Here is a 13,628-nt window from a genome sequence, read left to right as displayed (position 1 = left end):
GCCCGCCGCCCCCCACCGACCAGACACCCGGCTCCTGCCGCGGTCCGTGCCGCGAGGATCAGGAACGGCAGGCCGCGCTCAGAGAGGTGGGCAGCAGCGGCAAGCCGATGGGGCCAGCGCCGATGACCCCAATGGGACGTGAGTTCGTCGCGGTGGTCAACATGAGGAGTCTTCCTGCTGTGGGGCGGTCAGTTCGCGGTGCCGGTGAGGTCGGTCAGGAGCTTGCGGACGTGGGTGTCGATGTCGTCGCGGACCAAGCGCATCCGCTCCATCCCTTCGATGCCGCGCTGAGAGGGCTCATCGGTGTGCCAGGTCGTGACCGGCGCGGTCATGCCCTCGACGGGTTTGATAACGGCTTCGTCGCCGATGACGATCACGTGGTCGACGCTTCGCAGCAGCTCGGGGGTGACCGGCTGCGGGACGGCGGAGGACATGTCCGCGCCGACCTCGGCGATCGCCTCCGCGGACTGGGCGTTGATGGCGGTGCCCGGGCGGGTGCCGGCGGAATGCACGTCGACCTCATCCCCGGCGTGATGGCGCATGAGGGCGGCGGCCATCTGGGACTTGCCGCCGTTCTTCACGCAGACGAACAGGACTGAAAGGCGCTTCGTGGTCATGGCGAGGGGATCCTTCTGTGGGGTCATCGGGTGGGGGCGGTGGTGTCGCCGGGGAACAGGCGCCGCCCCATAGCGAGGGCGACGTAGACGAGGGCGACGAGGACGGGGACTTCGATCAGCGGGCCGACGACGCCGGCGAGGGCCTGGCCGGAGGTGACTCCGAAGGTGCCGATGGCGACGGCGATAGCGAGCTCGAAGTTGTTGCCCGAGGCCGTGAACGCGACGGTCGTGGACTTCGCGTAGTCGAGTCCGATCGCGCGGCCGAGCAGGAAGGACCCCAGGAACATGACGACGAAGTAGACCAGCAGCGGCAGGGCGATGCGGGCCACGTCCCCCGGTGCGGAGATGATCGCGTCGCCCTGGAGGGCGAACAGCAGCACGATGGTGAACAGCAGCCCGTACAGCGCCCAGGGGCCGATCTTCGGGAGGAACCGCTCCTCGTACCAGGTCCGACCCTTGGCTCGCTCACCGAGGATGCGGGTCAGGAACCCTGCGACCAGCGGGATCCCGAGGAAGATCAGCACGCTGAGGACGATCGCGCCGATCGAGAACTCGGCCGACGTGGTCCGCAGCCCCAGCCAGGACGGCAGCGCCTGGAGGTAGAACCAGCCCAGGGCACCGAAGGCGATCACCTGGAAGACGGAGTTGATCGCGACCAGCACCGCGGCTGCTTCTCGGTCACCGCAGGCGAGGTCGTTCCAGATGAGGACCATCGCGATGCAGCGTGCGAGCCCGACGATGATCAGGCCGGTGCGGTACTCCGGAAGGTCGGCCAGGAAGATCCAGGCCAGGGCGAACATGAGTGCCGGGCCGACGATCCAGTTCAGCACCAGCGAGGTCACCAGCAGGCGTCGGTCCGCGCCGATGCGCCGGGTCTCGTCGTAGCGGACCTTCGCCAGGACCGGGTACATCATCACCAACAGTCCGATCGCAATGGGCAGGGACACGGATCCGATCTTCACCGCCTCCAGCGCGGTGTTCAGGCCGGGGATGAACCGTCCCAGCAGGAGACCCACTGCCATGGCGGCCAGGATCCACACCGGGAGCCAGCGATCGAGGAAGGACATCTCCTTCATCACGCGGGGCTGCTCCACATCCTTGGTGGTCGTACTCATGAGGGAACCGAACCTTCCATCGACGGATATCGATGCGAACGCTATGCTTCACATCGATGACTGTCAATGTAAGGTGGGGACATGTCCACGACGACCGCGATCGCAGCTGCCGGGCTCGAGACGATGAACGGCCCTGAGGAGTGCTGCACGCTCTCAGCGGGGCCCGTCGACAGCGTCGAGGCCGAGAGGATCGCGTCCTTGCTCAAGGCGCTTTCCGACCCGACCCGTCTCCGGCTTCTCTCCCATGTCGCTGCTCAGGGCTGCAATTCGGTCTGCGCCTGTGATCTCACCGAGCCGTTGGGCATCAGCCAGCCGACCGTGAGTCACCACATGAAGAAGCTCGTCGACGCCGGCCTGCTCACGCGCGAACAGAAGGGGCGCTGGGCGCACTACTCCGTCGTGCCGTCGGCCTTCGCCGAGCTCCGTTCCTTCCTCGACATCGCCTGAACCCCGCCGCCGGCTTTGACGATCTTCATGACCGCACGGTCCAGTGTCCTGTTCGGCTGAGTCCACAACGCCGGTCGTTCGCAGATGGCGGACGGCTGGGTCTGCGCCGTCGCCCACAGCGGCTCGGTGGCCAGGTCGCTGAGCGCCCGGCCCTGCCCGTTGCCATAGTCGCACTCGGTGAGGTCGGCTTCGACCGTGGACAACACCGTGGCCGGCTGGCGCTCGACGAGAGCCCCCGCGGTCTGCGCACACCGCCGCAGGGGGCAGGGCACCCCCGCGGCTACGGGCACTGCGGCGATCCTGTCCCCGGCCTGGGCCGCCTGAACTGCCACCGGCGCCGCCGAGTCAGCGGCTGGTCAGCGCCGGGGCTGCGGCGCCCAGTGCAGCTGCAGCCCCGGCACCGCGGACAGCGCCTCGTATGCGGTGTCCGCGGCGTCCTCGAGGCCGTCGGCCACGTCCTCACCCGCTGAGGTCAGCAGGATCACAGCGTGGTCCTCGCCGCCTCCAACGTTGCCGGGGTCGGCTCGCCAGCCGCCCTCACCACGCACGCCGTCCTCGTCCGCGCTCAGTGAGTCCATCCAGCGCACCGCCGCGTGGGCCGCACCCGGCCCGGTGACATCGAGGCGCAGCGTCGCAGCAGATCCGTCGTTGCCCGGCGGGGTGCCCCACAGCCAGTCCAGGTCGACCTCCCATCGCTCGGCGGACGGGGACCGCTGGTCGTCGGCGAGCGAGGCCCCGGGGCGCGCCTGCGAGTTCCTGGCCATGTCCGTCTCCTCGGACAGCCGGGGTCGCCTCGGGTCGGCGTGCCAGCGCTGAGCCGCCAGCGCGTCGTCGATCGCGGCCTTCCACTCCTGGCGCTCCGAGAGCACGAAAGCATGCACGGTCCCGTCCTCCAGCTCCACGGCCAGGGAATTCGGGGCAAGTGGAAGAACTCCCAGGAACTTCGTCCACGCGGGGCGGGTGCCGCGGACCTGGGCGAGCGGGATCTCCACCGGGTCGGACTGGACGTTCAGCTTGTGCGGCGTGAAGACCAGTCGGTCATTGACCAGGCTCAAGTGACCGCCCACCGTCTCGAGCCCGCGCTGGAGGTTGGCGCGGCCGCTCATGATGTCTGGCTGCTGGGGATGAGGGGTGGTCATGGGCGGGTGCCTCCGTGTTCAGTGATGCTCTCGCATCAGGATGCAGTGATGCACACAACGCTAAACCCTCGTTCAGCCTCCGAACACGGCGCGCAGCACCGTCACACCGATGGCGCCGATGATCGCAGCGGCCGGGAGAGTGATGACCCAGGCCAGCGCGATCGGCTTCATCAGATTCCAGTTCGCGGCGCGGTTGACGATGCCCACACCGAGCACCGCACCGATCAAAATGTGGGTCGAGGAGACCGGCAGGGCCAGCATGGACGCGGCCATGACGACGCCGGCCGCGGCGAGCTCGGCGGTGAAACCGGACGCCGGGTGCATCTCGGTCAGCCCGGTGCCGACGGTCTTGATCACGTTGCGGCCGATGAACCACAGGCCGCAGACCAGAGCGACGCCACAGGCCAGCATCAGGGCCCCGGGCACGGCGGCCTCGGCGTTGATCTGATCCGTGCGCAGCACGTCCACGATCGCCGCGAACGGACCCACCGCGTTGGCGATGTCGTTCGAGCCGTGGCTGAACGCGAACGCGGACGCCGTGAACACCTGCATCCAGCTGAACAGCAGGAAGGTCGACCGGGACAGGGACTGCTTCTTCAGGGTCTTGGCGAGGATGAACACGGCCATCCACACGGCGGCACCGACCATGAGCATGATGAGGATGTTGCCGACGTTGTCGATGTTCAGATCCAGGCTCTTCAAGCCCTTGAACAGCAGCATCGACGTGATCACGATCGAACCGCCGGCCGCCAGCAGCGGCACCCAGACCTGCAGCGCGTGCTGCGAGTTGACCTCGTCCTCCTTGGACTCGATCGCGTCCAGCTCACGGTAGTAGTCCGACTCCAGCTCGTCCGGCTCGTAGTCGTGACCCGAGGACTTGGTGGCGGCGTCCCGGGCCATGGCGTTGGTGTAGGCGATCTGCTGCACCTCGGAGAGCCGCTCGAACGCCGTCTTGTGCTTCTTCCGCAGCTCGATGCGCTCCAGCCGCAGCTCGCGCATCTTGGCGTCGGCCTCCTCGTTGTAGGCGAGGATGTGCTTCTTGATCGCCCGGTACAGGACCCAGGCCACCAGTCCGCCGAGCGCGGGGGAGAGGACCCAGGACAGCGCGATCTTGCCGATCTCGCCCCACTGCACCATCTCGAAGCCGCCCGCTCCGGTCTGCAGGCCCAGGGTCACCGCAGCGCCGACGATGCCACCGACGATGGAGTGCGTCGTGGAGACCGGCCACCCCATCCGGGTGGCGATGAGCAGCCAGAGGGCGGCGCCGAGCAGGGCCGCGAGCATGATGAACACGAAGTCCATCGGCGGCAGCGACACGCTGTCAAGGTCCACGATGCCGCTGCGGACGGTCTCGGTGACCTCACCGCCGGCGATCACGCCGCCGCTGACCTCGAAGACCGCGGCCACCAGCAGCGCCTGCTTCAGGGTCAGCGTGCCGGCACCCACGGAGGTGCCGAACGAGTTCGCCACATCGTTTCCACCGATGTTGAAGGCCATGAACATGCCCACGACGATCGTGGTGATCAGCAGCACCGTGTGGGTGGTGTCGGTGTAGCCGAGCGCCCAGGAGATGCACAGGGCGAGCGCACCGATGGTGAGGATGCCGAAGGCGAGGTGCCAGTTGGTGTCGGGCCCCAGGAACCCGTTGCGTTTCAGCTCCGGGGCTTCGGTGGTGGAGGAGGACATGACGGGTCCCTTCTGCTCGGGGTCGACCCTGCTGTTCGTGGTCGACCCCGCTGCTCGGGGTCGACCACGAACGCCACCTTCCGCCAGTGATCTGACGCCGTCGTGACGGCTGGCTTGCAGAGCCGTGAACCGTCCTTGACAGGCTGGAGGCCTGCGCCTCCGAGCGTGCGCGGGGTCAGACCGTCATCCCGCCGCCAGGCGCGGCCCGTTCCGCAGCACCTCCACGACCAGCCGCAGGGCGATCGGGAACGCGTCCTCGTCCAGACCGAACCGCGGGTTGTGGTGACCGGCGTCGAAGCCCTTGGCCGCGTTGCCGGCCCCCACGAACACATAGGTGGCGGGCGCGGTCCGGGAGAAGGCCGCGAAGTCCTCGCCGCCGAGCATCGGCGGGTCGGTGATCACCGAGCCCGGGAACAGGTCTTCGCAGAGTTCATGGACCACCGCGGTGCGGGCCGGGTCGTTCCACACCATGTCGTAGCCGCGCAGGTAGTCCAGCTCGCAGCGCAGACCGGGGTTCGCCGTCTCCAGGCCGCGGACCATGTCCCGCATCGCCGCCTCCACCGTGTCCCGCACGCCGTCGTCGTGCGTGCGGACCACTCCACCGATGTGTGCCTCAGGCGGGTACACGTTCAGCGCCGACTGGCGGCCGGCGTCCATCCAGGTCGTGGACACCACACACGGGTCCAGCCCGGCCACCCGGCGGGACGGGATGAGCAGGAACTGCTGGATCAGGGAGCTGGCGGCGGTGACCACGTCCACGGCGTCCTCCGGGGTGGACGCGTGGGCTCCCTCGCCGCGCAGGTGCACCTCGAACAGGTCTGAGTTCGCCGAGGCCGGACCGGGCTTGATGTCCACCGTGCCCGTGGGCAGGGTGCTCCAGTAGTGGAAGCCGAAGAAGTAGTCGACGTCGGCGAACCGGCCCGTCTCCACCATCTCCTTGGCGCCGCCGGGCGGGGTCTCCTCCGCATGCTGGAAGATGCCGAGCACGGTGCCGGTCAGCTCGTCCAGGTGATCGTGCGCCCAGACCAGGGCGGACATGATGGTGGCCGTGTGGCCGTCGTGACCGCAGCCGTGCATGCGGCCCGGCGTCGTCGAGGCGAAGTCGAGGTCGGGCCGGTCTTCGGTCATGGCCAGTCCGTCGATGTCCGCGCGCAGACCCAGGGTGGGGCCGGGGCGGCCGGTGTCCAGGGTCACCACCAGGCTCGTCGGCGTGAGGTTCTCGAACGTGGCGCCCGGCAGACGCGGCTCGAGCTCGGCGCGGATGTACCGGACGGTCTCGTGTTCCTCGAACGAGGCCTCCGGATGCTGGTGCAGATGACGGCGCCAGGCGACGAGCTGGTCCTGGTAGGCCTCGATGTCGGCGGACATGGGTGCTCCTTTCGAACGGGGCGGGACGAGGCCGGCGCCTGGCTCGGCGCCGACCTGTCGGTGGTTCGTCACTCGGCGGGCAGGCGGATGGGGCCGTCCGGCCCCATCGGCCAGCCCAGCAGGAACCAGACGATCATCATGGCGGCCCACGCCAGGCCCATCGCGAGCGAGTAGGGCACGAGCGTGGAGATGAACGTGCCGATGCCCAGCTTCTTGTCATAGCGCTGCGCGTAGGTCAGCACGAGTGCGAAGTACGGGAACATCGGCGTGATGGGGTTCGTGATGGCGTCGCCGATGCGGTACACCATCTGAGTGAACGCCGGGTGGTAGCCCAGGAGCATCATCATCGGGACGAAGATCGGCGCCAGGATCGCCCACTTGGCGGAGGCCGAACCGACGAACAGGTTCACGAACGCGGAGATCGCGAGGATCCCGATGATCAGCACGACGCCGTCCTGACCCTCCAGCAGCTCGGCGCCCCGGATGGCGAGGATGGCGCCCATGTTGGATGCGCTCACATAGGACAGCAGCTGGGAGGCGAAGAAGACGACGACGACGAAACTGGCCATCGTGGCCATGGACTCCACCATCATGCGGGCGACGTCCGAGGACCCGGTGATCGTCTTCGCCCGGATCCCGTAGACCAGCCCGGGGATGAAGAACGCCAGGGCCAGGATCAGCCCGATCCCGTTCATCAGGGGCGCGTCGGTGGTCAGGGAGCCGGTCTCCGCGTTGCGCAGGAACGAGCCCTGGGGGACGCAGGCGGCCACCACGAGCGCGGCGAACAGCGCCAGCGCCACCAGGGCCCAGCGGTTGGCCTTGCGCTTGACGTCGTCGATCTCCACGTCCTCCGCCTCCAGGTCCTCGGCCGCCTGGTAGGCGCCCAGACGGGGGATGGTGACCTTGGTGGTGACGATCCACAGCACCGGAAGCAGGACGCCGACGGACACGGCGATGAACCACCAGTTCATCGGCACGGTCGTCGTGATGTCCGGGTCGATGAGGACCGCGGCCTCCTGGGTGAAGCCCTGGACCAGGGCGTCGGACATGCCGATCATCAGGTTCGCCGCGAAGCCGCCGGTGGCGGCCGCATAGGCCAGGGCGATGCCGGCGATCGGGTGCCAGCCCAGCTTGAGGAAGATCAGGGCGGCCAGCGGGGGCAGGACGATCGGGGCGGCGTCGCCGGCGATGTTGCCCAGCAGACCGATGACCGCGATCGCGGGGATGATCAGGATCTTGGGGGCAGTGGTCATGGCCTGGGTCAGGCCGGTCTCGAACCAGCCCGAGCGCTCGGCCACGCCGATGCCGAGCATGATGATGAGCACCTGTCCCAACGGGGCGAAGGCGCCGAAGGTCGCGGCCGCATCGCCGATGACGATGCGCATGCCCTCCGTGCTGAGCAGATTGGTCGCCTCCAGGGTCTCGCCCGTGCCCGGGTGGACCGCGCTCCACCCGGCCAGACCGGCCACGGCGGACGCTGCCAGGGTCAGGGCGCAGAGGCCCGCGAAGATGATGATCGGGTCCGGAAGCTTGTTGCCGCTCCATTCGATCACGTTGAGGAACCTGTTGAGCAGGCCCCGGGAAGCGGCATTCCGATCTGACGCGTCGGCGGTGGTGGACCCGCCGTTGAGCGAGGTCATGGGGACTCCTCTTGAGGTTCGACGTGCGGTGAGACCTCGGCCACAGGGTCGAGGTGGAACCATAGTAGGCGCTCGGCCCCGGGCGTGCGGGAGGCGTCCCTCGAGAGCCTCGGAGGCGTGCGGGCCGTCTGGCCGTCAGCCCTGACGCATCGTCCCGGTCTCGATGAAGCGCTGGTGCCAGGCCAGGGCCTCGTCCATCAGGTGCGGGGTGTGCAGGCCGCCCGAGTCACGCATCGCGCGGTCGAAGTAGTCCTGCAGCTGCTCCTTGTAGTCCGGGTGCGCACACGTGTCGATGATCGTGCGGGCACGCTGCTTCGGGGAGAGGCCGCGCAGGTCGGCCAGTCCCTGCTCGGTGACCACCACGTGCACGTCGTGTTCGGTGTGGTCCACATGGGAGACCATCGGCACGATGCAGGAGATGGCGCCGCCCTTCGCGGTGGACGGGGTGAGGAAGAAGGAGGTGAAGGCGTTGCGGGCGAAGTCTCCGGAGCCGCCGAGGCCGTTCATCATCGTCGTGCCCATCAGGTGGGTGGAGTTGACGTTGCCGTAGAGGTCGGCCTCGAGCATGCCGTTCATGGCGAGGATGCCGAGTCGGCGCACGAGCTCCGGGTGGTTGGAGATCTCCTGGGTGCGCAGGATCAGCTTGTCCCGGTACCTGCCGGCGTTGGCGTTGAACTCCTCCGCCTTGTCCGTGGACAGGGAGAACGCGGTCGCCGAGGCCAGCCGCAGGGTGCCGGAGTCCAGGGCGTCGAGCATGCCGTCCTGGACCACCTCGGTGAAGGCGGTCAGACCCTTGAACCGGGACTTCACCAGTTCCGCCATCACGGCGTTGGCGATGTTGCCCACGCCGGACTGCAGCGGGAGCAGGTGCTCGTCGTAGCGGCCGTGGGCCACCTCGTGCTCGAAGAAGTCGACGAGGTGCCGGGCGATCGCGATCGAGTCGGCGTCGGCCGGCTTGAACGGGGAGTTGCGGTCCGGGGCGTGGGTCTCCACGACCGCCACGACCTTGTCCGGGTCGCACTCGAAGTACGGCTGGCCGATGCGGTCGGCCGGGTCCATGATCATGATCGGCTTGCGCTGCGGCGGCAGGGCGGTGCCGTAGTAGACGTCGTGCAGCCCCTCCAGGTCCTCGGACTGCCAGGAGTTCACCTCGAGGATCACCTGGTCCGCCAGGTCCAGCCAGGACTTGTTGTTGCCCACCGAGGAGGAGGGGACCAGGGTGCCGTCCTCGCGGATCGCGGACACCTCGATCACGGCCGTGCGCATGGGGCCGTAGAAGCCGTTCCACACCGTCTGCGCCAGGTGGGACAGGTGGGTGTCGATGTACTCGATGTCACCGGAGTTGATCTTCGCCCGCATGGTCGGGTCCGACTGGAACGGGGTGCGCAGGGCGATGCCGTCCGCCTCGGCCAGCGCGCCGTCCATCTCGGTGGAGGTGGAGGCGCCGGTGTGCAGGTTGATCTGGAAGTCCTCGCCGCGGGCGTGGGCGGCCTTGATGCGGTTCGCCAGAGCCATCGGCACGGCCTTCGGGTAGCCCGATCCGGTGAAGCCGGACATGCCCACCGTGGTGCCCGGCTCGATGAAGGCCGCGGCCTCGTCGGCGGACATCACCTTGGCGCGCAGACCGGGGTGGTGGATGCGGGATGACATGGGGCCTCCATGGGGTGAGCGAGTGAGACGGGCCACCGTCCAGGGTACCCCCGGGGCAGGGAGCGGGTGTCAGCCGTCGCCCTGCAAGGACCACGGCTGTCCAGGGCGCGGCCGCCGGCTGTGGTGCCCGTTCTTCGCCTGCACGTGCCGGCCTGCGGCAGTCGCTAGGTTGTGGCGTAGTCCCCGCCGTCCTCTCGAAGGAGCCGCCATGGCCGTGGCCGCCGATGCCCCCGACTTCCTCGTCCAGCTCGCCGACGGCACCGTCAAGCAGCGCAACCCGTTCACCGGCACCGAGGTGTGGACCGTCCCCGGCCGCGGCGACCGCCCGCTCGGCATGGCCCGCCCCGCCGCCGTCCCGCTGGACCCGTCGATGCACGGCCGCCACTGTGCCTTCTGTCCCGAGAACGTCCGCCAGACCCCGCCGGAGAAGTCCCGCTCCGTGAGGGACGACGACGGCACGCACCGCACACTGCTGGCCGTGCCTGCCGAGGAGCTCGACGCCACCGTGGCCGAGTTCCGGCGTGTGCCGAACCTCTTCGAGATCCTCAGCTACGACTACTGGCACCTCAACCACGGCTACGAGCTGTCCGACGCCGTGCGCGCCCGCCGGGACGCCTACCTGGCGACTGCGCAGGGGCGGGCCCACGTGCTCGCGGTGATCGAGAACAAGCTGCGCGCCTCCGGCAAGACCGGCGACGAGGTCTCCGGCATGACCGAGGACAAGCGGATCGAGGCGGCCTCCGGGTTCTTCGGCGGTGGACATGACGTGGTCATCGCCCGGCGCCACTTCGTGGACGGCGCCCGGACGGACCACGAGCTGGCGTCGTCCGGAACCCTGACGTCGGAGGAGCACCGCGAGTTCATCCGGTTCACGGCCGAGTCGGCGAAGGACCTCTACGCCATGGACCCGGGCGTGCGGTACGTGTCCGTGTTCCAGAACTGGCTCAAGCCGGCCGGCGCCTCCTTCGACCATCTGCACAAGCAGCTCGTGGCCATCGACGAGCGCGGGGCGCAGAACGAGGCCGTCCTCGCCGCCGTGGCGAAGAACCCCGACGTGTTCGAGGACTGGGCCGTGGGATATGCGCGGAAGCGCGGCCTCGTGGTGGCGCAGAACGCGCACGCGGTCCTGTTCGCCGGCTTCGGGCACCGCTACCCGACGCTCGAGGTCTGGTCCACCGCCGAGGCCTCGGAGCCGTGGGAGCACTCCGCCGAGGAGCTCGGCGCGGTGTCCGACCTGCTGCACGCGGCCCATGCCGCGACCGGCGCGGACGTGCCCTGCAACGAGGAGTGGCACACCCGTCCGGCCGGTGTGGGCGCCCGCATCCCCTGGCGGATCTGCCTGAAGTGGCGCGTCTCCACCCTCGCCGGCTTCGAGGGCGCCACCAAGGTCAACGTGAACACCGTCAGCCCGTGGACCCTGCGGGATCGGGTGCTGACACGGCTGCGCGAGCTGCAGGGTGAAGGAGCGCTCGCCGCGGGGATCGAGCTGGCCTGAGTCAGTCCATCCGGGGCCGGCGCCGCGCCTGCTTGATCTCGGAGCGGCGCCTCTTGCCCTCGAGCCGGCGGCGCTGGGAGCCGCGCGTGGGCTTGGTGGCCCGCCGGTGCTTCTGAGGCGTCAGCGCCTCCTCGAGCAGGGCCGCCAGCCGCTCGCGGGCGGCCACGCGGTTGCGGCGCTGAGCCCGGTGCTCGGCGGCGTCGATCGTGAGGACGCCAGCGGTCAGCCTGGCGGCCAGGCGCTGCAGGACCCGCTCGCGCTGGGCGTCGGTGAACACGGAGCACTCCGTGAGGTCCAGGCTGAGCTGCACGCGTGAGTCCGTGGTGTTCACGCCCTGACCGCCGGGGCCGGCGGCCCGCGCGAACCGCTCGGTCAGCTCTGCAGCCGGGATCATGAGTCCGCGCGGCGCACCGGGGCACGGGGCGACGCGCAGATCCTTCATGCCCTCCAGTATCCCGTGCAGACACAATGGGGCCATGAGCCACCGCACCCTGATCGTCATGCGCCACGGCAAGTCGGACTGGTCCGTCCCCGTGGACGACCGGCACCGGTCCCTGAAGAAGCGCGGCCGCCGTCAGGCCGCCGAGGCCGGACGCTGGCTGGCCGCGAACATCCCGCCGATCGACCTCGCCGTCGTCTCCCCGGCCGTCCGCGCCGCCGAGACCTGGCGCCTGGCCGCCGCCGAGCTCCCGGACACCGTCCCCGAACGCGTCGAGGAACGGGCCTACACCTTCGACGGCGCCGACCTGCTGGAGATCGTCCGCGGCCTGGCCTCCGCCCCGGAGGCCCGGGATGCGAACACCGTGGTCCTGGTCGGCCACAGCCCGGCCTGCGACGAGCTCGTCGCCCACCTGACCGGAGAGCCGGTGACGATGAAGACGTCCGGGCTGGCCGTCGTCGTGATGCAGCAGTGGGGAGGGCCCGCTGAGCTGACCGCCCACGGGCGGCCACCCGGAAGCGAGGACTGAGCAGGACGGTCAGGCCTCGAAGCGGACCTGGACGGCGGCCTCGACCGTGACGTCCTCCGGGACCAAGGCGATGCCCTCGCCGCCGTTGGCCCCGTAGGCGCGGGCGAAGCGGACACCGGAGTCCTGCGCGGCCTCGCCGCCGGAGAGCAGCCCCGGATCGGCGACCTCGAGCACCCGGACCTCCCTGGCCCCGGCCGCGGCGGCCATGACCTGCGCGCGGCGTCGGGCGTCGGCGACGGCCTCGGTCAGCGCGGACTCCTCGAGCTCTCGATGGGTGGCCTCCGTCAGCTGCCAGTCCACCCAGCCGATCTCGAGGGGAAGGCGGAGCGCCCACTCGGAGGCGCGCTCGCCGAGGATGGAGGCGTCCGTGAAGACGGCGGTGACCGCCACGGACACCACGTGCCGCAGGACGGTGGGGCGACCGTGCTCGTCGTGGTCGCGCTCCACATGGGTGCCCGGCGCCTGGACAACGTACTCGTCCAGCAGGCCGCCGGCCTTCAGCTCCAGCAGCTCACCGGACAGACGGGAGGCCTCCTGCCGCACCGTCTCCAGCACCGCGGCCCTGTCCGGGCCGGATGCCTCCACACGCAGGCGGAGCCTGCCGAGCTCGGGGGAGCGGCTGATGCGGTGATGGCCGTGGACGGTGATGCGCATGGGGCGAGCGTAGCCGGAGGGTGTCTCAGTACCGCCAGTCTCCGTCGTCGGACCCAAACCACGGGTTGGGTTCCGGGGCAGGCTCGTGGGCGTTCAGGATGAAGGCGACGCGGTCGTCGTCGCCGTCGAAGGCCTCGTACTGGAGGCGGAACATCGTGGAGTAGTGCGCGTCGTTCCGAGCCCACCCCTGGCGGACCAGGCGGTCGATGCGGCGGCGTGCGAGCGCCTCGTCGATACCGGGTTCGTCCAGGGCCTCCCGGACGCGCTTCCACTCGTCCGGCGCAAGATGCTCGCGATGGGCGATGAGCGCATCGAGTGCCGCCACCTTGTCCGCCGTCTCCAAGCCTTTCCACCCGGTGTGGTGCTCCTCGACCACGGTCACCGGTGCCTTGATCTCGGGCTCGCGCATGGCGGACTCCCAGTCGAAGTCCTCCTCCTGCATCAGCCGGTGGAGCCGGTTCAGGACCATGCATCCCGGAATGTGCCGTTCCCGCGCGGGGAGCATGGCACGGCAGCGCTCGGCCAGCGCAGTGGGGGGTCTGCCGATCCTGACGCCGACCTCGAAGGCGTCCTCGGTCTCCGGCAGCACGTCCGCCAGCCGCTCATAGTCCTCGCGCGCCCACGGCATGCCGTATCGGGACTCGCCTGCGGTGATGGTCATGGTCTTTCCTCCCTCCGGCGAGGCCCGTCCTCGCCTCCATCCATCGTGACCCGAATGCCGAGGCCGCCGGGGAGTTGTCCACAGGTCCGGGCGGGCGGTGGCGCGCGTCGTGCCGCCTGGCCCTCAGCCTAGGTGTACCCGGCCATCACGTTGATGACACTCGTTGAGCGGGAGTCTTGCCCCCAAGC

At 69.5% G+C, this 13,628-nt stretch carries 14 protein-coding genes; 3 read left to right on the top strand and 11 right to left on the bottom strand.

From position 1 onward, the window contains the following. Window positions 1-188: 188 nt before the first annotated feature. Together FM125_RS00230 and arsB are read right to left on the bottom strand one after the other, a co-directional pair. On the bottom strand, window positions 189-617 hold the full coding sequence (locus tag FM125_RS00230; protein WP_087133265.1) for an arsenate-mycothiol transferase ArsC: 429 nt from the start codon (window positions 615-617) through the stop codon (window positions 189-191). Window positions 618-640: 23 nt separating this feature from the next. Then, window positions 641-1,732, bottom strand: coding sequence for an ACR3 family arsenite efflux transporter (gene arsB / locus FM125_RS00225; RefSeq protein ID WP_087133264.1), 1,092 nt, complete (start codon window positions 1,730-1,732; stop codon window positions 641-643). An 81-nt stretch (window positions 1,733-1,813) separates the two neighbouring features. Between arsB and FM125_RS00220 the strand changes: the two genes are divergently transcribed. Beyond that, window positions 1,814-2,179: an ArsR/SmtB family transcription factor gene (locus tag FM125_RS00220; protein WP_087133263.1), complete on the top strand. Its 366-nt coding sequence runs from the start codon at window positions 1,814-1,816 to the stop codon at window positions 2,177-2,179. On the opposite strand, the gene FM125_RS00215 is transcribed toward FM125_RS00220, so the two are convergent. The 6 genes from FM125_RS00215 to scpC form a co-directional block, all read right to left on the bottom strand. Further along, window positions 2,122-2,511, bottom strand: coding sequence for a histidine phosphatase family protein (locus FM125_RS00215; RefSeq protein WP_087133262.1), 390 nt, complete (start codon window positions 2,509-2,511; stop codon window positions 2,122-2,124). The two genes, FM125_RS00220 and FM125_RS00215, sit on opposite strands and share 58 nt — an antisense overlap. A gap of 24 nt (window positions 2,512-2,535) precedes the next feature. Continuing rightward, a complete protein-coding gene (locus FM125_RS12040) occupies window positions 2,536-3,318 on the bottom strand; it encodes a hypothetical protein (protein ID WP_219337003.1) in 783 nt (260 codons plus the stop codon). Window positions 3,319-3,390: 72 nt separating this feature from the next. Beyond that, window positions 3,391-5,004, bottom strand: a complete 1,614-nt coding sequence (locus tag FM125_RS00200) for an inorganic phosphate transporter (protein WP_087133261.1) — start codon at window positions 5,002-5,004, stop codon at window positions 3,391-3,393. Window positions 5,005-5,187: 183 nt separating this feature from the next. Continuing rightward, window positions 5,188-6,372, bottom strand: a complete 1,185-nt coding sequence (locus FM125_RS00195; RefSeq protein ID WP_087133260.1) for a M20 metallopeptidase family protein — start codon at window positions 6,370-6,372, stop codon at window positions 5,188-5,190. Between the two features lie 68 nt (window positions 6,373-6,440). Next, window positions 6,441-8,012 carry an AbgT family transporter gene (locus FM125_RS00190; protein WP_087133259.1) on the bottom strand — a complete coding sequence of 524 codons (1,572 nt, stop codon included), beginning with the start codon at window positions 8,010-8,012 and terminating at the stop codon, window positions 6,441-6,443. Between the two features lie 135 nt (window positions 8,013-8,147). After that, a complete protein-coding gene (scpC, locus tag FM125_RS00185) occupies window positions 8,148-9,662 on the bottom strand; it encodes a succinyl-CoA:acetate CoA-transferase ScpC (RefSeq protein ID WP_087133258.1) in 1,515 nt (504 codons plus the stop codon). Window positions 9,663-9,870: 208 nt separating this feature from the next. Here scpC and FM125_RS00180 point away from each other — a divergent pair, with 208 nt between their 5' ends. Then, window positions 9,871-11,157, top strand: coding sequence for a DUF4921 family protein (locus FM125_RS00180; RefSeq protein ID WP_087133257.1), 1,287 nt, complete (start codon window positions 9,871-9,873; stop codon window positions 11,155-11,157). 1 nt (window position 11,158) lies between these two features. Here the strand turns inward: FM125_RS00180 and arfB are convergent, their stop codons facing one another. Beyond that, complete coding sequence (arfB, locus tag FM125_RS00175; protein ID WP_087133256.1) at window positions 11,159-11,599, bottom strand: alternative ribosome rescue aminoacyl-tRNA hydrolase ArfB; 441 nt, start codon at window positions 11,597-11,599, stop codon at window positions 11,159-11,161. Window positions 11,600-11,633: 34 nt separating this feature from the next. Between arfB and FM125_RS00170 the strand changes: the two genes are divergently transcribed. Beyond that, window positions 11,634-12,125 (top strand): SixA phosphatase family protein, encoded by a 492-nt coding sequence (locus tag FM125_RS00170; protein WP_180525255.1) that lies wholly within the window; start codon window positions 11,634-11,636, stop codon window positions 12,123-12,125. A gap of 9 nt (window positions 12,126-12,134) precedes the next feature. Here FM125_RS00170 and FM125_RS00165 read toward each other — a convergent pair whose 3' ends face one another. Continuing rightward, window positions 12,135-12,779 (bottom strand): SIMPL domain-containing protein, encoded by a 645-nt coding sequence (locus tag FM125_RS00165; protein WP_087133254.1) that lies wholly within the window; start codon window positions 12,777-12,779, stop codon window positions 12,135-12,137. 25 nt (window positions 12,780-12,804) lie between these two features. Continuing rightward, window positions 12,805-13,440, bottom strand: coding sequence for a hypothetical protein (locus FM125_RS00160; protein ID WP_087133253.1), 636 nt, complete (start codon window positions 13,438-13,440; stop codon window positions 12,805-12,807). Between the last annotated feature and the right edge of the window lie 188 nt (window positions 13,441-13,628).

The sequence above is a fragment of the Micrococcus lylae genome (genome assembly GCF_900163825.1).
GTDB lineage: Bacteria > Actinomycetota > Actinomycetes > Actinomycetales > Micrococcaceae > Micrococcus > Micrococcus lylae.
Note: the sequence above shows the minus strand (reverse complement) of the source record. Positions and strands in the feature narration are given on the sequence as shown.